The sequence below is a fragment of the Nocardia sp. NPDC019323 genome (assembly GCF_044389845.1).
Classification (GTDB): domain Bacteria; phylum Actinomycetota; class Actinomycetes; order Mycobacteriales; family Mycobacteriaceae; genus Nocardia; species Nocardia implantans.
In genome coordinates this window covers 128,954-155,287 of record NZ_JBIRYN010000002.1, presented here as the reverse complement: position 1 = coordinate 155,287, position 26,334 = coordinate 128,954, and the positions used below count along the sequence as shown (strand labels likewise).

The following is a 26,334-nucleotide window of genomic DNA, read 5'->3' as shown; positions in this document are numbered from 1 at the left end:
CACGGCGACGGCCTTCCGTCGGCCCTCGATGTCTCTGGCAGGATGGTTCGCATGCTCTGTCGCCGCGGGGTGCGGCGTTGGCTTTCCAGCGCCCTGATCAGTGCCGCACTCGTCTCCGGTGTGGTGTCGTTGGGTGCTCCACAGGTCACGGCGGCGCCCGGAAACACGCCACCGGTCAACACCGGATCCGCCGACGGTCCAGGCCCGGCCGAGCCGACCAGTAAACAGCCGTCGACCCCGCGGATCGAGCGCATCGAACCGATCAACGATCGCTGGCTGCGGGTCTATGTCGCCTCGCCCGCGATGAGCCGGGTGGTCGAGGTGCAGGTGCTGTTGCCGCGCGATCAGTCGCGCCCGCGCCCCACCGTCTACATGCTCGACGGCCGCAGCGCGAGCCCCGACAGCAACAACTGGACCGAACTCGGGCACGCCGACCGCTTCTACGCCGACAAGGACGTCAACGTCGTGCTCACCGTCGGCGGGCCGGCCAGTTTCTACACCGACTGGCAGCAGCCCGACCCGGTGCTGGGCACCAACAAGTGGGAAACGTTCCTGACCAAGGAGCTGCCCCCGCTGATCGACGCGAAGTTCGACGGCAACGGCGTCAACGCGGTCATGGGCGTCTCGATGGGCGCGGAGGCCGCGATGATGCTCGCCTTCCGGCAGCCGACGCTCTACCGAGCGATCGGGGCGCACAGCGGCTGCTTCTCCATGGGCACCGACATCGGCCAGGCGCAGGCGCGGGCCGTGGTCGCCACCTACATGGGCGAGCCGGACAACATGTTCGGCAAGCAGGATGACCCGGACTGGCTGGCGCACGACGTCACCCTGCACGCGGACGCGTTGCGGGGCAAGACGATCTACCTCTCGGTCGGCAGCGGTCTGCCCGGCGTGCACGACGTGCCTGGCACGCCGAACGTCGACCTGCCCAGCGCCATCACCTTCGGCGGCCCGCTGGAGGCCGCGACCAACGCCTGCACCCGGCGGCTCACCGACCGGCTGCGGTCGCTCGGCATCCCGGTCACCGCGCACTTCCGCGCCACCGGCACGCACTCCTGGCCGTACTGGGAGGACGAACTCGCCCTCTCCTGGCCGACCATCGCGCCCGCGATCGGCGTCCGCTAACCGAGGAACCGGGCGAGCACCTCCGGCTCGGCGGCGAAGCTCAGGAACAGGTCGTTCTCGTGCGGGTCGCCGATGGTGACGCGCACGCCATCGGTCCCGTACGGCCGCACCAGCACCCCGGCCGCCGCGCTGGCCTCGCCGAACTCGGCGCTGCGCGCGCCGAGCGGCAGCCAGACGAAGTTCGCCTCACTCGGCGGCACCGGGTACCCGGCCGCCACCAGCGCGTCGCGCACCCGCTCGCGTTCGACGACCAGCAGATCCGTGCGATCCAGCAATTCGTGGCGCGCCTCCAGCGACGCGACCGCCGCCGCCTGCGCGAGCCTGCTCACGCTGAACGGGATGTGCACCTTCAGCAGCGCGGTGATCACGGCCGGATCGCCCACCGCGTAGCCCACCCGCAGCCCGGCCAGGCCGTAGGCCTTGGAGAAGGTGCGCAGCACAACCACATTGGGTCTGGTCCGGCCGATCTCGACGCCGTCGGGGTGGTCGGCCAGGCGCACGTATTCGTAGTACGCCTCGTCCAGCACCACCAGCACGTGCGACGGCACCGCGTCCAGGAACCGGATCAGCTCGGTGCGGCCGACCGCGGTACCGGTCGGGTTGTTCGGGTTGCAGACGAAGATCAACTTGGTGTGCTCGGTGACGGCGGCCGCCAGCGCGTCCAGATCGTGCACCTGACCGGCCGTGAGCGGCACCTGCACCGCGGTGGCGTTGCCCACCTTCGTCACGATCGGGTACGCCTCGAACGAGCGCCAGGCGAACAGCACCTCGTCCGACGGTGACGAGCAGGTGATCTGCACCAGTTCCTGGCACAGCGCCACACTGCCGCAACCGACCGCGACATTCTCGAAGCCGACCCCCAGGAACTCGGCCAGCGCCGTCCGCAGCTCGGTGGACTGGTTGTCCGGATACCGGTTGGCCAGTTCGGCCGCTTCGGCGATGGCTTTGGCGGCGGCGGGCAGCGGACCGACGGTCGTCTCGTTGCTGGCCAGCTTGACCGCGCCTGGATTGCTGCGGCCGGGGGTGTACGCCGGGATCGATTCGAGGTCCGGCCGGATCTGCGCTGTCACACTCCAACCCTAATCCGCGCCGGAAAAAGCCCGATCGGCGTACCGGAAATTCTCTTGGATATAGGCCCTCACGTGCAATTTCTACCGAAGATCAGCAACTCGCCCTACGCTGGTTTCATGTCGGGCACCTACGACGATATGGCCCCGCTGCGGGCGAGCGACCAGGAAGACGAGCGGCCGACCAGCGGTGGGCAGGTGCCCATCACGGTGGTGGAGCCGGAAGGAAACGCCCGCGGCGGCATCGTGCTGCTGCACGAGTCGCGCGAGTTCACCGGCGCGTTGCGCGACCTGATGAACGCGCTGGCCGGCGAGGGGTGGACCGTGGTCGCGCCCAAGCTCTTCCATCGGGCGGACGAAGACCCCGGCGTCGGAGTCTTCGGCGACGAGCTGTTCGCGGACTTCGACGCCTGCTTCGACTGGCTCACCCGGCGCGGGGTGTTCCCCGACACCATCGGCGTGCTCGGCTTCGATTCCGCGGGCACCGCCGCGTTCCTGGTCGCGACCAACCGCCCCATCGGCGCCGCGGTGAGCGTCGCGGCGCACGGCATCACCGAGCCGCTCACCGCCCAGGCCGACGCCCTCGTGCGCGCCGCGCCCAACTTGCAAGCGCCGTGGCTCGGCCTGTTCGGCGTGGACGATCCGGCCACCCCGCCGGCCCAGGTCGACGAGCTACGCGACGCGACCGCCCGCGCCGCGGTCGCCAGCCTCGTGGTCACCTACCCCGGCCTGCACCACCGAGCCGACACCTCGGAGGCGGACGACGGCGACGCGGTCGATTCGCAGACCAGAATCTTCGATTGGTTCGACAGTAACCTACGCTGACCAGCCGTTTTGTCATCTGGTCCGTAGCTGCTGTAACCTTTCTGCTCGGCGGTTCGAAAGGACCGGTGCCCTCGAAGAGAAGGCTCCAGGAGGCGTGCCAGAGCGGCCGAATGGGACTCACTGCTAATGAGTTGTCCCTTCACGGGGACCGGAGGTTCAAATCCTCTCGCCTCCGCCACGCCCGGGAAACCGGGTACAACTGAATAACACATGCGCCCGTAGCTCAACGGATAGAGCATCTGACTACGGATCAGAAGGTTGGGAGTTCGAGTCTCTCCGGGCGCACGCGAGTAGAAGGTCCCTCCGGAATCAGCGGAGGGACCTTCTCGCTTCTCTGACGCTGCGCCATCTGCAGCATGGTCACGCGATACTCCACCGCTTGGTGGTCTCGCTACATGTCGGACCCGGATGCGAAGGTAGTCCTTGGGCCGGGACTGTCGTCGAGTTCGTTGATCGGGGGTGGGAATGAGTGTCAGCAGTGAAGCGCCGCTGACCTTCGTCGTGCAGGCATACCGCTTCGCTCTTGACCCCACTGTCGATCAGGTGGCGATGCTGCGGTCTCACTGCGGGGCGCAGCGCTTCGCGTTCAACTGGGCGCTCAGCCTGATCAGCGCGAATCTTCGGCAGCGGGCGGCGGAGCGTTCGTACGGTATTGATGAGTCCGACCTGACGCCCGCGCTGGGGTGGTCAGCTTATGAACTGCGTAAACGGTGGAACCAAGCCAAGGCCGAGATCGCTCCATGGTGGCGGGAGAACTCCAAGGAAGCGTATTCCAGCGGTATCGCCAATCTATCCATCGCCTTGACGAACTGGTCGACTTCCGCTGCCGGAGACCGACGTGGCCCGCGTGTCCACTTTCCTCGCTTCAAGAGCCGCAAGACCCATGCCTCGTGCCGGTTCACCACCGGAGTGATCGGCTTGGCTACTACGGACCGACGGCATGTGAAGCTACCCCGGATCGGTACGGTACGGACCTGCGAATCGACCAGGAAGTTGGCACGTCGGCTGGACGCGGGCACGGCGCGGATTCGCTCTGCCACGGTGTCCTTCCGGCACGGGCGATGGTTCGTGTCGTTCTCCGTCGAAGTGACCAAAAATGCGCGCAAGCCTGATCGAATCGACGGCATAGTAGGCGTGGATCTCGGTGTGAAACACCTGGCTGTGCTTTCCGTGCCAGTGCGTGGACTGACGGACTCCGCAGGGATGCTGCCGAACCCGAAGCATCTCGGCCGAGTTCGAAAGAAGATGAGACGGTTGCAGCGTCAGGCTGCTCGTCGGCGTCTTTCGGGCAAGTCCCGGCCCAATACAGAACCTTCGAAGCGATTGCAGAGCACCAATCGCCGGATCGCGCGGCTGCATGCCAAGATCACGCAGGCACGATCTGAGAGCCTGCACCAGTTGACGGCAACTCTCGCTTCCCGCTTCGGGACGGTCGTCGTGGAAGACCTCAATGTCGCAGGCATGTTGCGCAATCGTCGCTTGTCACGCTCGATCGCCGATGCGGGGTGGGGTGAACTCAAGCGCCAGCTGATCTACAAGGTTCGGTGGAACGGCGGGACACTGGTGGTCGCCAATCGCTGGTATCCGTCATCGAAGACATGCTCCAACCCTCGTTGTGGTGCGGTGAAAGCCAAACTGCGCCTGAGCGAGCGCGAGTTTCGCTGTGAGCATTGCGGTCTTGTGCTCGACCGGGATTGCAATGCCGCGAGAAACCTGGCCGGATTGGCCGTCCGAACGGCGGAACGTCCTCCTCGAGTTGCGGGGCGACGAAAAACGAGCCCGCTGGAAATCCACGTAAGTCCGGCAATACCGTCGGCGAAGGATACTGCCACGGGAACGCCTCGCACAGTGAGGTGAACGTCGCCTGAGTAATCACGCGGCTGCCGTCGCTACGCCCTGAGCTGAGCGGCGGTAACGGTTCGAATCCCTTCGGGCACACACCCGATACCCGCAGGGCTACTTCCAGGCTGGGAGGGGCGGGAGGGGGCCGGTGAGGTCGGTGCCGGGGGTGCGGCCGAGGAGCCAGGCGGCTAGGGAGGGGGCTGGGCCGGAGATGGTTTGGGTGGGGGAAGGGCCGAGGGGGGCGGTGAAGTCGGTGTCGGTGGCTTGGATGGTGAAGGGGAGGGGCGATTCGGTGGTGAGGCGGGTGAGGTCGGCGGTGGCTTGGGGGAGGATGCGGGAGACGAATGGGGCGGGCCAGTTGGTGGGGGTGTAGCCCGCGTTGAGGTCTACGTGGTGAATTTCGACCTCTTGCAGGCGCATCCACAGGACTTCGGTCGCGGGGATGGGGCGGCCTTGGCGGGTGCGGACCTGTGCGCGCCAAGCGTCGTCGGTGAGTGAGCGGGCCAGGCCGAGGAAACGGGTCGCGGCGGCCTCGTTGTCGGCGAGTTGCTCGGCGAGTGGGCGGGGCGCGCCGGCCTCGATGTCGGCGTCGCGCAGGAAAGCGCTGGCGTATTGCGGGATTTCGACGCCGGTGTGGGCCCACAGCAGGAGATTCACCAAGCTGTCTGCGTTGCGGGCGAGGTGGGCCAAGACGTGGCCGCGAGTCCAGCCGGGCAGGAGGGAGGGTTCGGTGACGGCGTGCTCGTCGAGGCCGCGGATGGTGTCGAGCAGGCGTGCGGTCGCCTCGGCGACGGTGTCGATTTGCACGGGGGTCTGCGAGGCGGTGGTCACGGTTCGACCCTAGCGAGCCAAGGCCCGGTCCGCCGCGAACGACGAGCCGCGCCCGGCCTGATGTCCCTGCGGGCACGAAGCCGACGATCCGTCCGGTTCGGCGGCACTACCGGCTTCCCGGTTGAGCCGTACCCGAACGCACCCTCGGCAGCGGGAATTCTTACCCCCCGACGATCGCGTCGGCTTCGATCTCGACCAGCAGAGCCGGGGTGATCAGCGCCTTGATCTCGTACATCGCCGTCGCGGGACGGATGTCGCCGAAGACCTCTGCGTGCGCCTTGGCGACCTCGGGCCAGCGGGCGATGTCGGTGACGAAGATGCGGGTGCGCACCACGTCGGCCAGGCTCGCGCCGGCCTCTTCCAGCGCGGAGGCGATGCGTCGCAGGGTTTCCCTGGTCTGCTCGCCGATATCGTCGCCGCCGATCGCCGTGCCGCCGGGAGCCGACGCTGTGGTGCCACTGACCGCGATGACATCGCCGAGCCGGACCGCCCGCGAGTAGCCGACGATGTCTTCGAACTCCGAACCCGAGGCGATGTTCACGCGATCACTCATGCGCGACAGCTTCGCACGGCACTCGGCGCGGTTCGTTCGGCGGACAGCGCAGTGCTGACGGCACCCGGTCCGGTAGCCGCGGCACGACCTGAGTGCGTGCTGTCAGCGAGCGGAACTTCGCGCCGCCGATCTTCGAGACGACCATCCGGCCGGAGCCCCGCGACGGCGCGGAGGCGCGTCAGCTGGGTTCCCGTCCCTCCACGATCACCGCCGCGGCCAGCGCGATCAACCACAGCGACATCGCCCCCACCTGGATGCGCTGGGCGATGCCGAGGGCATAGTTGCCTGGCAGATTGTCGGCGACCAGCATCCACACCGTCGCTACCGAGCCGATCACCAGCACGACCAGGCCGAACTCGCGCAGTACCCGCCAGCGCCGGTAGCGGAAGGCGGCGAGGCTGAAAGCGCAGGCGGCGACCGCGATGGACGTCACCGCGAGCGTGCTCGTCAGCGCGTGTGGCTGATGCAGTTGCGGGAAAAGTTCGCTCGGACCGCCGCACCCGCTCTCACCAGGGACGCAGTCGTGCAGCGGCAGCAGGACGTCGGCGACGGTCGCCGCGCCGAAGCACAACAGCGCGATCCAGCCGACGTCGGTCAGCCTGCGGCGTGGGAACAGCAGCAGCCCGGCGAGGGCCGCGGGCACGAGCGCCACGCCGACGATCAGATCGGCGGTCGCGAACACCTCCCGGTACGGCTTGCCCTCCGCGTCCAATTCGCTGAGGAACGTATCGACCGGGTCGAGGTCGATGCTCAACACGAATTGCAGCACCCAGGACGAGTAGCAGAGCCCAGCGATCGCGATCGCCGCGGCGACCAGCACCGTCGCCGGCCGCAGGCGCCGAACGGAGATCTTCGGGCCACTCGTCACGCCTTCATTCTGCTGGTCGCCCGAGCGCGCCGGACAGCGGCGGGCCGCACACGTCATTACCATCCGGCACACAGGGTCTTGTCAGCTTCGCCCGCCACGCTGGTCGACAGCTGCAACTCGAGGAGGTCCCCATGCTCGGTTTCGCGACTGCCGCCGCCGGAATCGCCGTCATGACGGTGATGGTGGTGTCCGGTTATCTGGCCGCGCACGCTCCGCGTTCACTGGTGCGGGTGCGTCACCGCTGACAGCTCGGCCTGCACGCGGTCGGCCGCACGCACGGGATCCTCGTGCTCCCAGACGCGGACCACGCGCCACCCGGCGGCGATGAGCGCCGCGTCGGTGGCGCGGTCCCTGGCCACGTTGCCCGCCAGTTTGGCCGCCCACCATTCGGCGTTGTTCTTCGGATCGGTGGCGTGCTGCGGGCAGCGGTGCCAGAAGCACCCGTCCACGTAGACCGCCACGCGCCTGCGCGGGAACACCAGGTCGGCGCGCCTGCGCTGGCCCCGGATCGGTGCGCGGTCGACGAAATAGCGCAGTCCGCGCCGGTGCAGTTCCCGGCGCAGAGCCAGCTCAGGATCGGTTCCGGTGCGCCGCTGGCGCGACATCCGCGCGCTGGTGGCCGCGTCGGTCTCCGGCCTGCCGCTCATGCCGCCCATCCACCCATGCGATCGAGATGGCTTTCCACGTCGGCCAGGAAGCCGGGCGGGAAACGCAGACTGCCCATGGTGGTGCGGCGCAGGAATCCGGCCGTCGCGCGGGCGGACAGCAGCTGCGCGTCGGTGAGGAAGTGGGCCAGGTCTTCGTACGGCTCGTGCACCGGCCAGGTGGAGACCGGCACCCGGTAGGCGGCGCCGTTGTGGCCCCACGCGGCGACCGGCCACGGGGTACCCGGCGCCAGGGGTTGATCGCCGGAGACCGGTTCGAGCGGCGCGGCCAGCCGCGACCCGACCCAGGCCGCCATCCGCACGCTCACCGCGTTGCCGACCAGTTTCCAGCGGTGGCCTTTCCTGATGCCTGGCATCTCGGTCGCGGGCGCCGTCCAGCCCGCGTCGAAACCTTGCAGACGTTCGGCGTCGGCGATGCCGGGCGTGACGATCTCCCCGGACGGCAGCCGCACCGCGGGCGGGCTGGCGATGCCGAGCGCGGAGCCGCCTTTCAGCGTCGGCACCGCGTTCACCGCCCAGCCCAGTCCACGCACTCCCTCGGTCCAGTAGAAGCCGCACGGATCGATCTCGGGGTCGCCGATCGCGCGTGGCCCGGCGTCCTCGCCGAACAGCACCCCGCGCGGGTCCTCGGTGCGGGAAGCCAGCATCAGCACCCGCTGCCTGCGCTGCGGCAGGCCGAACGCGCGGGCGTCCACCACGCGGTAGGCCCAGGTGTATCCGAGGTCGTCGAGCGCGCTCGTGATGTGCCGCATGGCCGCGCCGCGGCCGAGTTGCAGCATGAACGGCACGTTCTCGATCAACAGCCAGCGCGGGCCCCGCTTGCGGCGGACCAGCCGGAACACCTCGTCGACCAGACCCGAACGCGTGCCGGTGATGCCGGCGGTGCGCCCGGCCTGGGAGAGGTCCTGGCACGGGAATCCCGCCGCGACCAGCTCCGTTCCCGCCGGAATCGCGCGCAGCCGGGTGATGTCGGCGTGCAGCGGCACGTCGGGGAAACGGGCGGCGAGCACGCCTTGGGCCCCCGGCTCGATCTCGCACAACAGCTCGGTGTGCCAGCCGTGCCTGCCGAGGCCGAGCTCGAGCCCGCCGATCCCGGCGAACAGCCCGACCATCCGCGCGCCCGTCAACGCCCTTCCCTTTCTCGCGTCCACACCGGACGCCGCCCGCGCGCCCCGTGCCCGGGGAGCAGGTTACTCGAGTCGTCCGAGGCGATCCCCGAACAACGCGACCATCGCCCCCCGCACCTGGTACGGTCCGCGTGTCACGCCGTGCGATCGATGCGCTTTTCCAATAATGCACAAGGGTGGTCGCACCGGGACGTGATGACCGGCTGATCCGCCTGCGCTCCAGTGCCATCCGTGCGGGCCGCCCACGATCCTGGTGGCGCGCTCGCAGTGCTTTTGCTCGACGAAGTTCCAGAGCGACGCTAGGGAAAGTGAGCGAAACATGCAGATGCCTTCCACCAGAAACGGACAGTTCCCCTCGGTCGTGGTCACCAGCCTCGCGGCGACCACGGCGATCGCGGGTGACGTGGATTCCACGTGGAAAGGCTTGCTCAACGGCGACAGCGGTATCGACGTACTGGAGGACGATTTCATCGAGACGTTCGAGCTGCCGGTCCGCATCGGCGGGCATCTGAAGGTCCCGCCCGCCGTGTATCTGGACGCGGTGGAGGCCCATCGGCTCTCCTACGTGGAACAGCTGGCCGTCGTGCTCGGGCGTGAGGTCTGGCGCAACGCGGGCAGCCCCGAGGTGGACAAGTGCCGTCTCGGGGTGTCCATCGGCACCGGGCTCGGCGGCGCGGAGGCGATCGTGCACGCCAGGGACAAGCTGCACAACGGGGGTTATCGCAAGGTGTCGCCGTACACGGTGCAGGCCGTGATGCCGAACGGCGCGGCGGCCTGCGTCGCGCTGGAGCTCGGCGCGCGGGCCGGGGTGTCGACGCCGGTGTCGGCCTGTTCCTCGGGCGCGGAGGCGATCGCCAACGCGTGGCGGACGATCGTCATGGGCGACGCCGACATGATGGTCACCGGCGGCGTCGAGGGTTCCATCCAGGCCCTCGCGATCGCGGCGTTCACCATGATGCGGGCCATGAGCACCCGCAACGACGAGCCGAAGAGCGCGTCGCGTCCGTTCGACGCCGACCGCGACGGCTTCGTCTTCGGCGAGGCGGGCGCGCTGATGGTGCTGGAGACCGAGGAGCACGCCAAAGCGCGCGGCGCGACCATCCACGCCAGGCTGATGGGCGCGGGCGTCACCTCCGACGGCTTCCACTTGGTCGCGCCGGATCCCGGTGGCGCCGGCGCCGCGCGGGCGATGACCCGGGCGATGCGGACCGCCGGGCTGGCCAAGACCGATGTCACGCACGTCAACGCGCACGCGACCGCCACTCCGATCGGTGACACGGCGGAGGCGCGCGCGATCGGCGCTGCCGTGGGCACGCACGCGTCGGTCTACGCCCCGAAATCGGCTCTGGGTCATTCCATCGGCGCGGTCGGCGCGCTCGAATCGGTGCTCACGGTGCTCACCGTGCGAGACGAAATCGTGCCCGCGACACTGAATTTGGACAACCAGGATCCCGAGATCGATCTGGATGTGGTGCACGGCAGCCCGCGGCAAGGCCGTATCGATTACGCGTTGAACAATTCGTTCGGATTCGGCGGGCACAATGTCGCGCTCGCCTTCGGCCGGTACTGACCGCCAGGTGGCCGGGACACCTGCTAGCCTTCCCGACGCTTCGTTATCGACCTGTGTTCGGTGTCATTGCACGGCCGGAGTGTCTGTGCGCTGGAAAAGGATAAGGCGATGATCGACGAAACCTTCGACGACTATCTGGACGATCAGGGCAATATCGAAATTCCCGGGGACAAGACCCTGATCGACTTCGTCGACAAGCACAGCGTGGAGAACGGCGACGACCTCGCCTACCGCTTCATCGACTACTCCCGGGAGCGGGACGGCGAATACCACGAACTGACCTGGCGGCAGTTCGGCGTGCGTCTGCGTGCGGTGGCGGCCCGGCTGCAACAGGTCACACGGCCGGGTGACCGGGTGGCGATTCTCGCGCCCCAAGGACTCGACTACGTCGTTTCGCTGTTCGCGGCGGTGTACGCGGGCAACATCGCGGTTCCGCTGTTCGATCCGGAGGAGCACGGGCACACCGATCGGCTGCACGCGGTGCTCGGCGACTGCAAGCCCGCGGTGATCCTCACGGTGGGTTCGGCGGCGGGCGGGGTGCGGAAATTCTTCCGGCACCTGCCACCGCAGGAGCGTCCGCGCATCATCGCGGTGGAGGCGATCCCGGACGGTGTCGGCGCATCCTGGGTGCGCCCGGACATCAACATCGACAGCATCGCCTATCTGCAGTACACCTCGGGTTCCACCCGGACCCCCGCCGGCGTGGCGATCACCCACCGCGCGGTGGGCACGAATCTTCTGCAGATGATCGACGCGATCGGCGTCACCGAGAATTCGCGCGGGGTCACCTGGCTGCCGTTGTTCCACGACATGGGTCTGCTGGCCGTGATCCTGCCGACCGTCGGCGGCGGATTCATCACCATCATGTCGCCGAGCGCGTTCGTGCGCCGTCCCTATCGCTGGATCAAGGAACTGGCCGCCGCCTCGGACGGCGCGGGCACTTTCGCCGCCGCACCCAATTTCGCGTTCGAGCACGCGGCGGCGCGCGGCAAGCCGAAGCCGGGCGAGGAATTGGACCTGTCGAATGTGATCGGGCTGATCAACGGCAGCGAGCCGGTGTCGGTGTCGTCGATGAAGAAGTTCAACGAGGCGTTCGCGCCGTACGGCTTGCCGGAGACGGCGATCAAGCCGTGCTACGGGATGGCAGAGGCGACGGTGTTCGTCTCCGCCACCAGGGCCCAGGACAAGGCGAAAGTCGTTCATGTCGACCGGGCCGAGCTGAACGCGGGGCGCATGGTTCAGGTCGCCGCGGACGCCGACAACGCGATCGCGCAGGTTTCCTGCGGATACGTCGCGCGATCGCAGTGGGCGGTGATCGTGGACCCCGAACACGGCACCGAGCGGCGCGACGGCGAGGTCGGCGAGATCTGGTTGCACGGCGAGAACATGGGCATCGGATATTGGGGCCGTGCCGAGGAGACCGAGGCCACCTTCCGCGCCCACCTGACCGCTCGATTGCCCGAGGGCAGCCACGCGGAGGGCACGCCGCCGGATGCCCACTGGATGCGCACCGGTGACTTCGGCGCGTATCTCGACGGCGAGCTGTACATCACCGGACGGGTGAAGGACCTGGTCATCGTCGACGGCCGCAATCACTATCCGCAGGATCTGGAGTTCTCGGCCCAGGAATCGAGCACGGCGCTGCGTCCCGGCTTCGTCGCGGCGTTCTCGGTGCCGGCCAACGAACTGCCCGCACTGGTCTTCGAGCGGGGCAGCCGCTCCGGGCTGACGTTCGACGCCGAGGACACCTCCGAGCAGTTGGTGATCGTCGCGGAGCGCAATGCCCGCGCGGGCAAGCTGGAGCCGCAGCCGATCGCCGACGCGGTGCGCGCGGCGATCTCCCAGCGCCACGGCGTCACGGTTCGCGACGTGCTGTTGGTGCCCGCGGGGTCGATCCCGCGCACATCCAGCGGCAAGATCGCCCGTCGCGCCTGCCGTGCGGCCTATCTGGAGGGCACGCTGCGCGGCGGCCACCAGCAACAGGCTTTCCCGGACGCGCCGCAGGAGTGGGAGGAAGAAACCGCGGGCGTCGGTTAGAGCCTGGTCTCGGTCTCGTACTCGAATTCCCGCACGTCGGCGCCCACGATCTGGGTGTCGAGGTCGCCGGAGGTGCCCGTGCCGCGGAAGCGTTCCACCGCGGCACGGGTCGTCCAGCGCTCGTAGACGTTGACCCGATCGGGTTCGAGCAGGTCCGCGCCCAGGCTGAAGTCGAGGCAGTCTTCACAGGCGCGGGCGAGCGCCACGACTTCCCGGCAGCGGTCGAGGTAGCGGTCGCGATCGGTGACGCGCAGGTATCCGGCGACGATCAGCATGTCCGGAGTCTAGATCCGCGCGGCTTGACCTCGAGTCCGCTAGAGGTTGTGGACTGGGCTGATGGGTGCCGCATCCGTCGCAGCGACGAGCCGTGATGCCCGGCGGTCGCCGGAAAATCGGTTGGTCGGCGCGCGTTGCGGTGCGACCCTGAGATGTCGGACCCCGCTGCGAACATCACCGTGGGTCCCGTTCTCCGCCGCCAGCAACCAGAGGGGGAGTCTTGTCTGTCACAGTGGACGTGTCGTCGGCCGAATCGGAGGCCGATATATCGGAGCGGCCCGCCGCCACGGGCCGCTTGCATTCCCTGCGCCGATTCTGGCCGTACCTGCGTCCGCACGTCCGCATTCTGCTCGCCGCGAGCGGGCTGGCGCTGCTGTCCGGCCTGACGGCCGTCGTCATCCCGCTGATGATCGCGCGGATCATCGACGGTCCGATAGCCCGCCGCGATCTCGCGGGAGCGCTCGGGCCGGTGGCCGTGGTCCTGGCGCTGGGCCTGGTGGAGGCCGGTGGCGTGTGGGGACGCCGCTGGCTGATCGCCGCACCCGCGACGCGTATCGAGATCACACTGCGCGCCAAGATCTTTCGCAAGCTGCAGGCGTTGTCGATCGGCAGGCACGACGCGTGGGAGTCGGGCCAGTTGCTGTCCCGCGCGATCGACGACCTGGCCACCATGCGCCGGTTCGTCGCCTTCGCGGGGCCGTTCCTGCTGATCCACTGCGTGATCATCCCGATCGGCCTGCTCGTGCTGATCGGGCTGAGCCCGCAGATCGGCCTGATCTTCGCGGTGATCGCCATTCCGCTGGTGTTCATCTGCATTCGTTTCGAGCGCCGGTACGCGGTGGCGTCGCGGCGTTCGCAGGACCAGTCCGGAGACCTGGCCACCACGGCCGAGGAGTCCGCGCAGGGCGTGCGGGTGCTCAAGGCGTTCGGTCGGGGCGTGTTCTTCGGCCGCCGCTTCACCGCGCAGGCGCAGCAGCTGCGGCAGACCGAGCTGCTGAAAGCGCGCTTGGACGCGACGTTGTGGTCGAGCATGTTGAGCATCCCGCAACTGGCGATCGCGTTCGCGCTCGGCTACGGCGGTTACGCGGTGGCGCACGGCACGATGACGCTCGGCACGTTGATCGCGGCCATCACGCTCGCGACCTTCCTGCAGTGGCCGATCATCTGGACCGGCTTCCTGCTCGCGGAGCTGAACGACGCGCGCACCGCGGCCGACCGGTACTGGGAGATCATCGACACCCCCGTCGACATCACCGATCCGGCCGAGCCGGTGCTCCTGCCGGACCGCATCCGCGGCGAATTACGGCTGGAGCAGGTGAGTTTCGCGTTCCCCGACGCCGAGCACGAGGTGCTGCGCGAAGTGTCGTTGCGGGTGCGCCCCGGTGAGACGGTGGCGCTGGTCGGCGCGACGGGCAGCGGCAAGACCGCACTGCTCAACCTGATCCCGCGCTTGTACGACGTGACCGGCGGCGCGATCACCATCGACGGCATCGACATCGCGGCGATGCGGCTCGCCGACCTGCGGTCGCTGGTGTCGGTCGCGTTCGAGGACCCGGTGTTGTTCTCGGCGAGTGTGCGGGAGAACGTCGCGCTCGGCGACCCGTCCGCCACCGACGCAGATGTGCGCCGCGCACTCGAGGTCGCGCAGGCCACCGAGTTCGTCGACGACCTGCCGTGGGGTTTGGACACCAGGATCGGCGAACAGGGTCTGAGCTTGTCCGGCGGCCAGCGGCAGCGACTCGCGCTGGCCCGCGCGGTGCTCACCGGCGCGGGCGAAGGCAGGCGCAGCCGGATCATGGTGCTCGACGACCCGCTGTCCGCGCTCGACGTGGAGACCGAGGAGCGGGTGCAGGAACGCCTGCGCACCGTGCTGGCCGACGCGACGACGCTGCTGGTCGCGCACCGTCCGTCCACGGCCGCGCTGGCCGACCGGGTGGCGGTGCTCGCCGACGGACGGATCGTCGCGGAGGGCACCCACGATCAACTGCTGCGCACCAGCAGGACCTACCGCGAACTGATGGGAGGTGAGTAGCTGTGAGCACCACGACCATTACCTCGAAAGACGAAGCGCAGGAGGGTGATTCGACCCTCCCGGAAGCCGCGGCCGACTGGCGCGGCATCGCGGGCGAGGACAAGGAGGTCACCGAGACCGGCAACTTGGTGCTGGCCGGACGTTCCCGGCGGCTGCTGCTCGACCTGGTCAAGCCCTACCGGAAACTCACCGGCCTCGCGCTGGTGCTCATCGTGCTGGACAACGTCGCGAAGGTGTCCGCGCCGCTGTTCGTCGCGCACGCGCTGGACGCCGGCATCGCGCGCGGGATCGCGGGCGACTGGGCGCCGCTGACCAGGACCGTGGCCGGATACGTCGGCTCGATCCTGCTCGGCCTGATCTGCACGTACACGTTCCTGCGGGTGACCGGCAGGCTCAGCCAGAGCGTGTTGTTCGACCTGCGCGTGCGCGCGTTCACGCACGTGCAGCGGCTCAGCGTCGCGTTCCACGAGAAGTACACCTCGGGCAAGGTGGTGGCGCGGCTCACCGGCGACATCGAGACGTTGCAGGAATTGCTGGAGAGCGCGCTCAACCAGGCGCTGAGCGCGATCCTGTCGGTGCTGACCATCGCGGCGCTGCTGATCTACCTGGACCAGGTGCTGGCCGCGATCGTGCTGGCCGGGTTCGTCCCGCTGGTGCTGGTCACCCGCTGGGCCCAGCGCAGGCAGCGGGCGGGCTACCGGCGCACGCGCGCCGCGATCGCCAAGGTGGTCGTGCAGTTCGTCGAGTCGATGGGCGGCATGCGGGCGGTGCAGGCGTTCCGCCGAGAGCAGCGCAACGAGTCGGTGCTCGCGGTCGAGGACTCCGAATACCGCCGCGCGACCATCGCGGCCATGCGCGGGATGGGCGACTACTCGGGCCTGACCAAACTGCTCGGCAACCTGACCACGGTGATCATCATCGTGGTCGGCGCCTGGCGGGTGATCGAGGGTGACCTCGCGGTCGGCGTGCTCGCGGCCTACCTGCTGTACCTCAACGAGTTCTACGGGCCGTTGGACGAACTGGCGCAGGTCTTCAACGCCTACCAGTCCGCTGCGGCCGCGCTGGAGAAGATCTCCGGCGTGCTCGAGGAGGAGCCGTCGGTGCCGGAGCCGGCGCGACCGGTCGCGCTGGAGAAGGCGACCGGCGCGGTGCGGATGGAGAAGGTGTGGTTCGGCTACTCGGCCGACAGCGGCGGCGCATCGGCGAAGTCGGATGGTGCCCAGCTGGACGACGGCGGCCGTCATGCCGGTGCGGTGAGTGATTCGGCGGTCCGACCGGATGGGACGTCGGAGGTGCGAAGCCCGGCCGAGGCCGAAGCCGCGACCGGTGACGGGTCGGGCGGCCTGTCGGATGTGCGTAGCCCGGCTGACGCCCCGACCGACAAGCCGCTTGCCGCTTCGCATGCCTTGCCCGGTGCGTCCACGGGTGTGGCCGAGCGCTCCACGAGCAGCGCCGTCGCGGCGGAACCGGCCGCGCCTGCCGACGCCCTGCCGATACAGTCCGCGGACTCGCCAGTGCGGTCGGATCGCCGGACGCGACCGGTGCTGCCGGAGTTCACCCTGGACATCCCGGCCGGGCAGGTCATCGCGCTGGTCGGTGCGACCGGCGCGGGCAAGTCGACGCTGGCGAAGCTGCTGACCCGGTTCTACGACCCGTCCGGCGGCGTGGTGACCTTGGACGGCATCGACCTGCGCGAACTCTCCGACGCCGACCTGCGCCGCAACGTGGTGATGGTCACCCAGGAGTCCTACCTGTTCTCCGGTTCGGTGGCCGACAACATCCGGCTGGGCAGGCCGGAAGCCACCGACGCGGAGGTGTTCGCGGCGGCGCGCGCGGTGGGTCTGTACGACTTCGTGCAGGCGTTGCCCGAGGGTTTCGCCACCGACGTGCGCAAGCGCGGCGGCAGGCTCTCGGCCGGGCAGCGGCAGCTGGTCGCGTTCGCGCGAGTGTTCCTGGCCGACCCGGCCGTGATCGTGCTGGACGAGGCGACCTCGAGCTTGGACATCCCCAGCGAACGGCTGGTGCAGCGGGCGCTGGAGACCGTGTTGCACGGGCGCACGGCGGTGATCATCGCGCACCGGCTGTCCACCGTGGCGATCGCCGACCGGGTGCTGGTGCTCGAGTCCGGCCGGATCGTCGAGGACGGCGCGCCGGATGCCCTGATCGCAGGGACCGGCCGGTTCGCCGACCTGCACGCGGCGTGGCGGGAGTCGCTCGTGTGATGAGCGGTGGGTTCTACGGGCCGGAGGTGGATGTCGCTTACGGTAGATACGTGACGACCCCATCCTCCGACCCCGAGAGCCCCGCCGCGAGCACGCAGGAATCCCGGTGGCCGGCGATCCTCACCTGGCGCGCCCACGACGCGACCCGGATGGAGTCGGTGCGGGTGCAGCTCAACGGCAACCGCATCCGCGCCGCCGGGCGCATGATCGGCGGCGCGAGCGCCGATCACCCTGCGTTCAGCGCGTCATATGACCTGGTCACCGATGAGAACGGCGTGACGAAGCGGTTGTCGGTGCGCACCGCGACCGCCGCCGGGGAGCGGCACGCCTCCATCGCCCGCGACGAGGAGAACTACTGGCTCATCGACGCGGGCGGCAACCACGTGCGCTCCACGTTCGCCGGAGCGCTCGACGTGGACGTGGTGCTCAGCCCGTTCTTCAACACCCTGCCGATCCGCCGCTACGACCTGCAACACGCGGTCGAGGACGTGCAGGTCCCGGTGGTCTACGTGCGCCTTCCCGACCTGCTCGTCCAGGAGGCCACGCTGATCTACAGCAGCGCCGCCGACGGCATCAGCGTGCTGTCGCCGGTCTCCAGCGCGACGGTCACGGTGGACGCCGACGGCTTCCTGCTGGATTACCCGGGCCTGGCCGAACGGATCTGAAACCGCGTTCATCGGAGTCCGGCGACAGCGTCGTGGTGCGCGGTCAGTCCAGCCGGGTGATGACCCCGCCGCGCTCGCCCGCCGTCCGCAGGTCTTCCAGCCATTCGTGGTCGCCAGGACGGATGCCGGTGATCTCCCAGCGTCGCGCGGATTCGTAGCGTTGTCGCGCGTCGTGTCCGGCTTCGACCAGGTCCGCGAGGGACTGCTTGTCGCGCAGGCTGTCGCGCGCCGCGCTGAGCACGGTGAGTGTTTCGTCCAGAACTTCCAGTAGCGCCGCCGAATTCGGTTCGCAGATCGCGCGAACCAGATCGGGCGCCGTGCCCGCGACGCGGGTGCCGTCCCGGAACGACCCGGCCGCGAGCCCCAGCGCGAGATCGCCTCCGATGGCGCCCGCCGCGGCCAGTGCCTCGGCGAGAACATGCGGCAGGTGGGAGATGCGGGCCACCGCGCGATCGTGTTCCGCGGCCGCCACCGGCACCACCACCGAGCCGCAGTCCAGCGCCAGCCGCACCACGCGCGTCCACGGGTCGGCCCGCGTGCCCTGGTCGACGCCGACCGCCCACACCGCGTCGCGGAACAACACGGGATCGGTGGCGGCCCAGCCGGATTCGGACGTACCGGCCATCGGGTGCCCGCCGACGTACCGCGCGGCGAGACCGTGCTCGCGTACGGCCGCCGCGACCGGTCCCTTCACGCTCACCACATCGGTGAGCGCGCACTCCGGCGCGTAGTCGGCGATCGCCGAAAGCATGTGATCTACCGCTGGCATCGGCACCGCGACGACGATCAGCGCGTCATTCTCCGCAGCGCGCCGCAGCGCGGCCGGTAGGTCTTCGGTGACGTCGAACCCGTCCGCACGGGCGGCCCGCGCGCCCACCGGCGAGCGGTTGTATCCCCAGGCGTCGTAGCCCGCGGCGACGGCCGCGCGTAATAGCGACCCGCCGATCAAACCGGTCCCGAGGACGCATACGGGTGCTTTCTTCGCCGAAGTCACCGGAACAGATTCGCATACGACTTCAACATTTCCGCTCGAGCAGACTACCGTTGCGGCCATGGCAGCACAGCGCTCGGGCACGAACAGGGCGGCGTCGGACGATTACGACGACGTGGAAGGGTTCGCAGTGGCGGTTGTCCGCGAAGAAGGCAAATGGCGGTGCAGTCCGCTGAGCCGGGACGCGCTCACCGATTTGTCCGCCGCGGAAAACGAACTGAAGGCTTTGCGCAGCTCCGGAGCGGTGTTCGGATTACTCGACATCGACGACGAGTTCTTCATCGTGCTCCGGCCCGCGCCGAGCGGGACCCGGATGCTCGTCTCGGACGCCACGGCCGCGATCGATTACGACATCGCCGCGGACGTCCTGGAGGCCCTGAACGTGGAAATCCCCGATATCGATCCGGACGAACTGGACGACGTGGAGCCGTGGGAGGAGGGCGACCTCGGCGTGCTCGCCGATCTCGGCCTGCCCGAACCTGTGCTCAGCGTCATCCTCGCCGAGACCGATCTCTATCCGGACGAGCAACTGGGCATGATCGCCCAGCGCCTCGGCTTCGCCGGCGAATTCGCCGCGGTGCTGGACAAGCTGCCGCGCTGACGTGGGCGTTCTGCCGGACGACCCGTTCTCCTCGGATGCCGCCATGGTGCGCGCGGCCATCGATGCCGCCGCGGCGGCGGGGGAGCGGGACGTACCCGTCGGCGCGGTGGTATTCGACTCGGCCGGAAGAGAACTCGCCCGCGCCGCGAACGCGCGCGAAGCACTGGGCGATCCGACCGCGCACGCGGAAATCCTGGCGCTGCGCCGTGCCGCCGCCGTCCACGGTGACGGGTGGCGGCTCGAGGGCGCCACGCTCGCCGTGACGCTGGAGCCGTGCACCATGTGCGCGGGCGCGCTGGTGCTCGCGCGGGTGGGCCGCCTGGTCTTCGGCGCCTGGGAGCCGAAGACCGGCGCCGTCGGCTCCTTGTGGGATGTGGTTCGTGACCGTCGTCTCAACCACCGGCCCGAGGTGCGCGGCGGGGTGCTCGCCGACGAATGCGCGGCGTTGCTCGACGAGTTCTTCCGCACCCAGCGCTGACCCACCCCTGGTCAACAGGCGATTTAACGATCCGGCGCCGGTCCGGTATGGTTGTCGGCGGTGGCGTGTCCGAGCGGCCTAAGGAGCACGCCTCGAAAGCGTGTGAGGGGTAACCCCCCTCCGAGGGTTCAAATCCCTCCGCCACCGCTCCAGCCCTTCACCTGTTAGCCCAGGTGAAGGGCTTTTCCTTTGGCTCCGTCAGCGGCCTGGTCACTAGCAGAACACATCACCGTCACGCCGAACAACGCACTGCTAGCGGGGCGCGGCGCGGGCGGTGGGAATCAACCGCCCGCGCCTTCATCATTCCGGCGTGCCGGGCATCGCGGACGCGTCGAACGAGAGCAGCTCCCAGCTGTGGCCGTCCGGGTCGTCCACAGCACGGTTGTAGAGCCAGCCCATGTCCTGAGGTGGGCGCGGCTCGGATCCGCCCGCCTTCACGGCGGCGTCGGCCAGCCGATCGACGTCCTCCTTCGACTCGGCGGGCAACGCGAGGATCGACTCGATCGCACCGGAGGCGATGGGCCGCGAGGTGAATCCGGCGAACTGCTCGTGCGTCATGAGCTGCACGGTCACCACTTCGCCGAGGGCGACCTGTGCGGAAGTCTCGTCGGTGAACTGCGGGTTGAGCACACCACCCAGCGCCAGGTAGAACGATGTGCTCGCCTCCAGGTCGGTGACCGGCAGGTTGACATAGATCTGTGTGAAAGCCATTGGTATTCCTCGGTTCTTGTCGCCGGGCCGTCCGGCTGACTTCGAACCTATGGCCGCACCTCGGCCTCGGTCTTGTACAGCAGCGACAGGATCTCCTCAGCGGCGGGCCGCCGCAGCTGTGTCGCCGTCAAGCCGACGAACCGGGTCAGCGACCGCGCCAGATGCGGCTGGTCGTGATACCCGACCAGATGCACGACATCTGTCGCGGCCACGCCCTGCCGCAGCAGCATCGTGGCCTGCCGAGCCCGCTCGATCCGCCGGATCATGCCCTGAGTCAGACCCGTCGCGGCGGCGACCCGGCGCTGCACCGAGCGCGGAGTTACCAGCACCGGCCGCTCCCCCGCGACGACGTCGGTCACCAACGGGTCCCGCACCAGCAACCCTGCCCGGACCAGGCGCTCCACGAACGTCTCCGCGTTCTCGTAGGTGGGGATCTCCCACTCGCTCCCCTGCAGCACAAAGGAGCGCGGCGTCGTGTACGGGCTCGACACGCTGCCGTCCACAAGTCCGCTCACGGGCAGATTCCGGAGAAAGGCACCGTGCCGGAAGATCACGCCGAAGGTGCAGCCCAGCCCGCCACCCAACGGCACCACGGTGGGTCGGGTCTCGGGACCGCGTACCGAAACGGTGGTGACGCCATCCGACGCCCACACCAGCAGTTCCCAGTTCGAGTTCGCGACCGACACCATGCGCTCCGGTGCGAAGACACCATGCGCACCGATCGGCGCCACCCGGTAAACGCCCTCGACATAGGGCGAGTCCGACAATCGGTACTCCAGCCCTGAAATGCCTTCAAACCGGTCGAGCGCCACGTCCGGCATGGTAGCGCCGCGCACGGCTAGTCAGCGGCCCGGTCATTAGAAATAGTCTTTGAGCATTTCCGTGGACCACGCAGCTTGCCGGACGTCTCCGCGCGGGCCGAACTCCGCGAACCAGGGTTTGATGTCCAGCACGGGTGTGCCGTCGACGGCGTCGAGCTCGGCGACGTGCAGGTCGCGGCCGTCTACTCGGAGCAGTCGGCATCGCGAGACGCCGAGCCAGTTGACGCGCCGCATGTTCCTGTGCCCGAAGATGCCGACCTTCGGCCATTCGGGATTGTCGCGGGCGCTACGGGCACCGAAATGCAGGTCTGTCGGGTCGGTGAGGTGGAACCGGAACACGATCTCCAGGTGGCTGAACTCCTCCAAACCCTGCACCGACTCTTCGGTGAACCGGGGGTCGTCGACGCGGATGATCGCCTCGGTGCCACCCCAGTGATCATCGGTCGGTTCGCGCCGGCCACCTACGACGTGCGCAACCGGCACTACTTCGAACACTTCGTCAGCCATACGACCTTCCCTTGCTGGTGGGAGCCGCTGACAACTACGTCTACCTGCCCCACACTCGCGGCGGGGAGGCCAGTCACCGGCGGGGCAGGGGAGTCGTCCCGCCCGACGCCGCATCGTGCCGACAACACGCAAGCCCGCCATCCTCGCCCCAGTGAAGCAGCAAGGGCTTTCCGCGTTTCGTAACGGCGTTTGCGCTCGGCAGCGACGAGGGCTAGTTCGAGTGTACGTAGCTCACCAAGGTTTCCCGCATGTCGCCCGCGACAGAGGAATCCGGGAAGTTCTCTGCCAGTAGCTTTTCCAGCTGGTTGAGACGCTTGCGCACCCATGAGAAATGGGCGCTGATCGGGTTCTCCAGAACCGGCGATACTGCGGCGATACTGCCGTCCAAGTCTCCGAGACGTGCGCTCGCGGACGCCAAGTAGATCTGAGACAACATCTCGTCACCGGGCGATCGCTGCACTTGCCACGCGTCGATCGCTTCCTCGGACGCTTTCACGGACTTGCGGAGCGTCTTCTCATCGTCTGCCCACATGAGCGAGAACCCCCGGTAGTAGATCTGTTTCGCTGGCGTGAAGGTGAACAGACCGGGTATCTCGTCGGGTCCCGCTGCGTCGCGTGCACGTTCGGCTTGGTCGAGCAGTTCGAGCGCACGCGCCGAGTCGCCAAGGTTCGCGACCGATGCGGCCAAACCACACAAGAGTCGGGGTTCGGCGGTCCCGGTCGAGTGCGTGACGTACCTCAGTCCATCCGTTGCCGCGTCTCGTGCGCGCTCGAAATCCTTCACGAACCGGAACGCCAACGCTTGTGTGCCGCGCGCCCAGGCTCTCAACTGGTCGTGGCCCGCCCGGTCACCCAGTTGAAACGATGCCTGTGCGTGAACGCGTGCCGTGTCCGCCTGTCCGAGGTCGAGCGTCAGGTACGACAACACTCCACACACCCGGCCAAGCGCTACATACAATTCCCTTATCTCGTCCGGTCGGTAGGCGCCCAACTTGATACGCCGCATCAACTCCGCGCGGATGTCCATCGCTCGACTCAGGGTGCGGTCGTATGACTCGAACCTGGCGTTGCGCGCCACGTCGATGATGCCGGATTGCATATCGTCCAGCGGCAACGCGTCCGGTTGGGCTAAAAGCGCTTCGGACTCTCGCCGCGCCTGGTCGAGCATTCGCAACGTGTCATTGCGTCGTGCGTGCTCGGCTTGGTCCGCATCCCACGCCGAGATCAATGCGCCTCCTGCGTTGAGCGCACGGTCTACGCGTTCGGCCCATCCGCGATCCTTCGGCCAGCGGCGGCCCGCTTCGATGTTCGCGAGCTGGGAATAATCGCAAAACGTTGCCCCTGCAAGGTCGCGCAGGGTGAGTCCGCGTGTGGTCCGCAACTGCCTCAGCATGCGGCCGGTCCTGTCCGATTCCATCCCGCACAATTGTTGCTCGGCTGACGGCATCTCACACCCACCCGTGTGTTTTCAAATGTGGACCTGTCGCTTTGAAAACAGCTTAGTCCTGCACAGATGCACTCGCCCGTGCTGATGTTGATGTGCGCCCGGCAGGGAGTGCGGAACCGCAAGCGGCACAAGGCATCCGCTTCCGTCCTCGGGTACCGGTCAGGGGGTTGTCGAGGACCGGGCGCACCTCGATGCCCCTCCGATACGAGTAGAGGTCTGTGTGGGCCACATAGCGTTTGGGGATACGCCGATGTCCCGATGTGCCTATTACCGGAATGTGTGCGACATACCCGCGAGGGTCGATCCTCCGCATGTCGGCCGGATCGTGGCCCGTTGCGGCTCGGTGTGGGCGATCACCATGCCCGCCGTGCTGGGGCACGACGTGAAGGTGTGGATGCAGAACCAGGGTTACAAGCCGGGACCGATCCTGTCGCATCCACGGTCGCAGCGTTGGACGTTCATCATCCGGCCGGATGTGCCGGACGATGTGCGGTTGTTCGCTGAGATGTTCCGGTTCAACGTCTCGATCGTGCGCGACGGCGGAACGATCGGGTTGCCGAGTCCAGCCGATCGCGGAACCGCGTTTCGGGCGTGGATTGTGCGTCCGGACAGCCATGTTCGCCCTTCGGGGTGGCTGATAGTGCGGGCGATACGGGACATCGCGGAAGCGAAGCGGGCGCAGCGTCGACGGGTACTGGCTTATGCCGGACAGTGACGAACCCGAGCGTCCTGCCCTGCGACTGCTCCAAGGCGGCAAGTCGGGCAGGTTCGATGTCGAGGCAGCGTTGGCGCGGTTGCATGCCCGGTTGACTTCACACAGCAACCCGACCTTGCCGTTGATGAGCCGCGACGCCGCGGACAAGGCGCTGGACGCGCACGGGGGTTGCGATCCGTTGGGTTGTTCGACGCGGGTCACGGCGGTGATCGTGACCCGCGACGGCTACCGATGGTTCCGGGAACGGGGCATGTGATGACATCCCCGCTACCGCACGAACCGGATGTGCACTTGTCGGTGTTCCTGCACGGCGCGCGGTTCGACTTCGCCGCCTGCTTCACCGCCGCTGTGCTGTTCGTACGAGAGCACCGGAAACGGCATTACGTCGACGCCGTGCACGTGCTGGCCGATAGTGCTGAAGGGTGGCCCAGATTGCCGTGTGAACGGCTGTATATCGAGCGATGATGGAGTTTCCTTGCCCGGTGCCCCTGCACGCGCGACACTGACCTGTTCGGACATGACGAGAAGGAGCTAGGCGTGGGGAACGACGAGCAGCTGACCATCGATCTCGGCGTACCCGTCGAGCGAACCGAATGGGGGAAATGGGTCGACCCTGACCGGCGGGCGGCGCAGGTACGGAAATTTCTGGAGCGGGCCGGATTCTCCGCTTTGCCGCCAGAACCATGGGACTTCGAATCTCGCGAGGCAATTCAGATCAGTGACATGATCGTGGAGATATTCCCGAATATGGAGAGTGTGACACTTCCCGAAAATGCGGATGTCACCGACCAATTGGTGTGCTTCATCGGAGAGTGTTTTATTCGCTATCTCGATGCGCGATGGATCGACCTGACCGATATGCCCCCTGGGTACAACGACTTCGCGGGCATACTCATATACGACGACATCAGGCCCGGTATGGCTTTCCGGTTCCCGGACTGGAAGACCTGCACTGCGGAACTGCTCGTAAAATTCGTTGTCGAGCAGGAATTCATCGCTCTGATGGAGCTGGTTTCCGTGGCCTTCTGGAGGCTGCGCAAAGATGACGGCCCACTGTTTTCCGAGTTGAGCGCGAATCTTTCTGATCATCCTCCTTTCCTGTGACTGAAGAATGATGGCGATTTTGTAGACTTCCGATCCGGGGGGCGGGCATCATGCCTGGTGACGGTTACGACAGTGATCGTAGGGGATTCGACAGCAATGAGCGTGGACGTATATTCGAGAATGGTTGCGATCGTTTTTCCGGGACCGTGCGAACGGATACGCCGTCCACTCGCGGACATATGAAGCGGGGAAAGACAGGATTCAATTCGACAAGATCAAGTTGGATCGGGATCGAACCTTCACCATCGAGGAAAAATCAGGGGTCATCAGGAGTGATAAAGACCTCAAGCAGTTGAGGGCGGTGCGTGAACTTCTCCGGGAGGATGAGAAACATCAGCATATCCTGCGGTCCGTCGCGGGTGAGTCGATATCGAAAGAAGCGCAGGAACTCATTGCCGGACTGATCCAAGACTTCCCGGACCAGTTCACGCACCAAATCATAGCGCGAGCCGATGCCCGCGAGATCTGGGCGCGAGGTCTCGAGGTGGAACGCGGTAAAGGGCAGCAGCTCGAATTGCCGGGTGTTCGTGAAAAGGCTCGGCAGGGAAAGGTTCAGGAGCTACAGAAGTGGAAAGATAGAATCGCCGAGCTCGCGCGGGCGCGTGGGCGAGCCGAAAAGTTCCGGAACATGCTGAGGTTTCGCGACGGAGCGACACGTGGCCGTGCGGAAGCCCCGCAGAAAATCGAACGTGATCGGCAGGCCAGAGAAGAAGCCGAGCGAGCCAGGCGAGCACGGGTAACCGATGAGCGTGCACGGATGGAACGGGCGGCTGCCGAACGGGTGGCGCAGGAATTCCCGGCGCCCAGCCAGTACCAGGAACGCGAAGCCGTTGACACGGCGCAGCAGGCGGCGAGAGAAGGGGCTGAGGCTGCCGATGCCGACCGTTCGGCAGCCGAGGCCCGCGCGGCAGCCGAGAAGGAACGAGAGGCTGCTTTCAAGGCGCGTGAGGCGGCGGAGAAGGAACGCGCGGAAGAGCGGGCGCGGTTGCGGGCGCGGGGGAATCCGCCGGAGGTGGTGCAGCTCCTTCAGATCGGTCAGGCGGAACCGCCGTCGGCGGCGGTGCGGGAACCTCCTGGCACGGCGCCGCGGGTGCAGCGTGGTTATTGGCACAGTCAGGACCGGAGTCGGGCGATCGAGCGTGGCCGGTGAATCGTCTTGCCGACTTCGACCCGGCGGTCTCCGCGCGGTCGGATGGCGTGGCGCTAGTCTCAGGCCCGAGAGGTGAGTGGATCAGCAGGACGAGTCGAAGGAGG

At 67.7% G+C, this 26,334-nt stretch carries 27 protein-coding genes and 3 tRNA genes; 18 read left to right on the top strand and 12 right to left on the bottom strand.

Annotated features, from left to right (window positions below; genetic code table 11):
• The first annotated feature begins 51 nt into the window (after positions 1 to 51).
• A complete protein-coding gene (locus ACH49X_RS08240; protein ID WP_195079738.1) occupies positions 52 to 1,125 on the top strand; it encodes an alpha/beta hydrolase family protein in 1,074 nt (357 codons plus the stop codon).
• Here the strand turns inward: ACH49X_RS08240 and hisC are convergent.
• Entirely contained in the window at positions 1,122 to 2,195 is a 1,074-nt protein-coding gene (gene hisC / locus ACH49X_RS08235) for a histidinol-phosphate transaminase (protein WP_357108718.1), read from the bottom strand. The two genes, ACH49X_RS08240 and hisC, sit on opposite strands and share 4 nt — an antisense overlap.
• Positions 2,196 to 2,312: 117 nt before the next feature.
• On the opposite strand from hisC, the gene ACH49X_RS08230 reads away from it, so the two are divergent.
• The 4 genes from ACH49X_RS08230 to tnpB all read left to right on the top strand — a co-directional run bounded on the left by ACH49X_RS08230 (position 2,313) and on the right by tnpB (position 4,874).
• Positions 2,313 to 3,017: a dienelactone hydrolase family protein gene (locus tag ACH49X_RS08230; protein WP_195079740.1), complete on the top strand. Its 705-nt coding sequence runs from the start codon at positions 2,313 to 2,315 to the stop codon at positions 3,015 to 3,017.
• 88 nt (positions 3,018 to 3,105) lie between these two features.
• Positions 3,106 to 3,195: transfer RNA gene (locus ACH49X_RS08225), tRNA-Ser, on the top strand.
• Positions 3,196 to 3,229: 34 nt separating this feature from the next.
• A tRNA-Arg gene (locus tag ACH49X_RS08220) sits at positions 3,230 to 3,302 on the top strand.
• A 180-nt stretch (positions 3,303 to 3,482) separates the two neighbouring features.
• Positions 3,483 to 4,874 (top strand): IS607 family element RNA-guided endonuclease TnpB, encoded by a 1,392-nt coding sequence (tnpB, locus tag ACH49X_RS08215; protein WP_357207056.1) that lies wholly within the window; start codon positions 3,483 to 3,485, stop codon positions 4,872 to 4,874.
• A 99-nt stretch (positions 4,875 to 4,973) separates the two neighbouring features.
• Here tnpB and ACH49X_RS08210 read toward each other — a convergent pair whose 3' ends face one another.
• The 5 genes from ACH49X_RS08210 to ACH49X_RS08190 form a co-directional block, all read right to left on the bottom strand.
• Complete coding sequence (locus ACH49X_RS08210; RefSeq protein WP_195079742.1) at positions 4,974 to 5,690, bottom strand: maleylpyruvate isomerase family mycothiol-dependent enzyme; 717 nt, start codon at positions 5,688 to 5,690, stop codon at positions 4,974 to 4,976.
• 160 nt (positions 5,691 to 5,850) lie between these two features.
• A complete protein-coding gene (locus ACH49X_RS08205) occupies positions 5,851 to 6,243 on the bottom strand; it encodes a RidA family protein (RefSeq protein WP_357207054.1) in 393 nt (130 codons plus the stop codon).
• Between the two features lie 178 nt (positions 6,244 to 6,421).
• A complete protein-coding gene (locus ACH49X_RS08200) occupies positions 6,422 to 7,111 on the bottom strand; it encodes a DUF998 domain-containing protein (protein WP_357108690.1) in 690 nt (229 codons plus the stop codon).
• A 218-nt stretch (positions 7,112 to 7,329) separates the two neighbouring features.
• On the bottom strand, positions 7,330 to 7,758 hold the full coding sequence (locus ACH49X_RS08195) for a very short patch repair endonuclease (protein WP_195079745.1): 429 nt from the start codon (positions 7,756 to 7,758) through the stop codon (positions 7,330 to 7,332).
• Complete coding sequence (locus ACH49X_RS08190; protein WP_195079898.1) at positions 7,755 to 8,888, bottom strand: DNA cytosine methyltransferase; 1,134 nt, start codon at positions 8,886 to 8,888, stop codon at positions 7,755 to 7,757. Before ACH49X_RS08190 ends, ACH49X_RS08195 begins: the two co-directional genes overlap by 4 nt.
• Before the next feature lie 334 nt (positions 8,889 to 9,222).
• Here ACH49X_RS08190 and ACH49X_RS08185 point away from each other — a divergent pair, with 334 nt between their 5' ends.
• Both ACH49X_RS08185 and fadD32 read left to right on the top strand, forming a co-directional pair.
• On the top strand, positions 9,223 to 10,473 hold the full coding sequence (locus tag ACH49X_RS08185; RefSeq protein ID WP_195079746.1) for a KasA/KasB family beta-ketoacyl-ACP synthase: 1,251 nt from the start codon (positions 9,223 to 9,225) through the stop codon (positions 10,471 to 10,473).
• Positions 10,474 to 10,581: 108 nt separating this feature from the next.
• Entirely contained in the window at positions 10,582 to 12,510 is a 1,929-nt protein-coding gene (gene fadD32 / locus ACH49X_RS08180; RefSeq protein WP_195079747.1) for a long-chain-fatty-acid--AMP ligase FadD32, read from the top strand.
• Here fadD32 and ACH49X_RS08175 read toward each other — a convergent pair.
• Positions 12,507 to 12,785, bottom strand: coding sequence for a putative quinol monooxygenase (locus ACH49X_RS08175; RefSeq protein WP_195079748.1), 279 nt, complete (start codon positions 12,783 to 12,785; stop codon positions 12,507 to 12,509). The two genes, fadD32 and ACH49X_RS08175, sit on opposite strands and share 4 nt — an antisense overlap.
• Before the next feature lie 221 nt (positions 12,786 to 13,006).
• Between ACH49X_RS08175 and ACH49X_RS08170 the strand changes: the two genes are divergently transcribed.
• The 3 genes from ACH49X_RS08170 to ACH49X_RS08160 are packed head-to-tail and all read left to right on the top strand — an operon-like array spanning position 13,007 to position 17,705.
• Positions 13,007 to 14,818, top strand: coding sequence for an ABC transporter ATP-binding protein (locus ACH49X_RS08170; protein WP_357207052.1), 1,812 nt, complete (start codon positions 13,007 to 13,009; stop codon positions 14,816 to 14,818).
• A gap of 2 nt (positions 14,819 to 14,820) precedes the next feature.
• Positions 14,821 to 17,040 carry an ABC transporter ATP-binding protein gene (locus tag ACH49X_RS08165; protein WP_357207050.1) on the top strand — a complete coding sequence of 740 codons (2,220 nt, stop codon included), beginning with the start codon at positions 14,821 to 14,823 and terminating at the stop codon, positions 17,038 to 17,040.
• A 50-nt stretch (positions 17,041 to 17,090) separates the two neighbouring features.
• Positions 17,091 to 17,705, top strand: coding sequence for a putative glycolipid-binding domain-containing protein (locus ACH49X_RS08160; protein WP_280516576.1), 615 nt, complete (start codon positions 17,091 to 17,093; stop codon positions 17,703 to 17,705).
• Positions 17,706 to 17,748: 43 nt separating this feature from the next.
• Here ACH49X_RS08160 and ACH49X_RS08155 read toward each other — a convergent pair whose 3' ends face one another.
• Entirely contained in the window at positions 17,749 to 18,699 is a 951-nt protein-coding gene (locus ACH49X_RS08155) for a prephenate dehydrogenase (protein WP_397069280.1), read from the bottom strand.
• Positions 18,700 to 18,757: 58 nt separating this feature from the next.
• Between ACH49X_RS08155 and ACH49X_RS08150 the strand changes: the two genes are divergently transcribed.
• From ACH49X_RS08150 to ACH49X_RS08140, 3 genes are all read left to right on the top strand, one after another.
• The gene (locus ACH49X_RS08150; protein ID WP_195079751.1) at positions 18,758 to 19,297 is read left to right on the top strand and encodes a tRNA adenosine deaminase-associated protein; all 540 of its coding nucleotides are present in this window, start codon (positions 18,758 to 18,760) and stop codon (positions 19,295 to 19,297) included.
• 43 nt (positions 19,298 to 19,340) lie between these two features.
• Positions 19,341 to 19,775, top strand: a complete 435-nt coding sequence (locus ACH49X_RS08145) for a nucleoside deaminase (RefSeq protein WP_195079899.1) — start codon at positions 19,341 to 19,343, stop codon at positions 19,773 to 19,775.
• Between the two features lie 59 nt (positions 19,776 to 19,834).
• Positions 19,835 to 19,922 (top strand) — tRNA-Ser (locus ACH49X_RS08140).
• A 153-nt stretch (positions 19,923 to 20,075) separates the two neighbouring features.
• Here the strand turns inward: ACH49X_RS08140 and ACH49X_RS08135 are convergent.
• From ACH49X_RS08135 to ACH49X_RS08120, 4 genes are all read right to left on the bottom strand, one after another.
• Positions 20,076 to 20,486 (bottom strand): VOC family protein, encoded by a 411-nt coding sequence (locus ACH49X_RS08135; protein ID WP_195079752.1) that lies wholly within the window; start codon positions 20,484 to 20,486, stop codon positions 20,076 to 20,078.
• 47 nt (positions 20,487 to 20,533) lie between these two features.
• Entirely contained in the window at positions 20,534 to 21,298 is a 765-nt protein-coding gene (locus ACH49X_RS08130; protein WP_357207046.1) for a helix-turn-helix domain-containing protein, read from the bottom strand.
• A gap of 45 nt (positions 21,299 to 21,343) precedes the next feature.
• Positions 21,344 to 21,814, bottom strand: coding sequence for an SAM-dependent methyltransferase (locus tag ACH49X_RS08125; protein WP_357207045.1), 471 nt, complete (start codon positions 21,812 to 21,814; stop codon positions 21,344 to 21,346).
• 211 nt (positions 21,815 to 22,025) lie between these two features.
• Positions 22,026 to 23,207: a helix-turn-helix transcriptional regulator gene (locus ACH49X_RS08120; RefSeq protein WP_357207043.1), complete on the bottom strand. Its 1,182-nt coding sequence runs from the start codon at positions 23,205 to 23,207 to the stop codon at positions 22,026 to 22,028.
• Positions 23,208 to 23,619: 412 nt separating this feature from the next.
• Here ACH49X_RS08120 and ACH49X_RS08115 point away from each other — a divergent pair, with 412 nt between their 5' ends.
• The 5 genes from ACH49X_RS08115 to ACH49X_RS08095 all read left to right on the top strand — a co-directional run bounded on the left by ACH49X_RS08115 (position 23,620) and on the right by ACH49X_RS08095 (position 26,230).
• Positions 23,620 to 23,976, top strand: coding sequence for a hypothetical protein (locus ACH49X_RS08115; RefSeq protein WP_357296707.1), 357 nt, complete (start codon positions 23,620 to 23,622; stop codon positions 23,974 to 23,976).
• Positions 23,963 to 24,232, top strand: a complete 270-nt coding sequence (locus ACH49X_RS08110) for a hypothetical protein (RefSeq protein ID WP_195079757.1) — start codon at positions 23,963 to 23,965, stop codon at positions 24,230 to 24,232. The genes ACH49X_RS08115 and ACH49X_RS08110 overlap by 14 nt, the downstream gene beginning before the upstream one ends.
• The gene (locus ACH49X_RS08105) at positions 24,232 to 24,441 is read left to right on the top strand and encodes a hypothetical protein (RefSeq protein WP_195079758.1); all 210 of its coding nucleotides are present in this window, start codon (positions 24,232 to 24,234) and stop codon (positions 24,439 to 24,441) included. Before ACH49X_RS08110 ends, ACH49X_RS08105 begins: the two co-directional genes overlap by 1 nt.
• Positions 24,442 to 24,513: 72 nt before the next feature.
• On the top strand, positions 24,514 to 25,080 hold the full coding sequence (locus ACH49X_RS08100) for a hypothetical protein (RefSeq protein ID WP_195079759.1): 567 nt from the start codon (positions 24,514 to 24,516) through the stop codon (positions 25,078 to 25,080).
• A gap of 124 nt (positions 25,081 to 25,204) precedes the next feature.
• On the top strand, positions 25,205 to 26,230 hold the full coding sequence (locus tag ACH49X_RS08095) for a hypothetical protein (protein WP_357207041.1): 1,026 nt from the start codon (positions 25,205 to 25,207) through the stop codon (positions 26,228 to 26,230).
• Positions 26,231 to 26,334 lie beyond the last annotated feature (104 nt).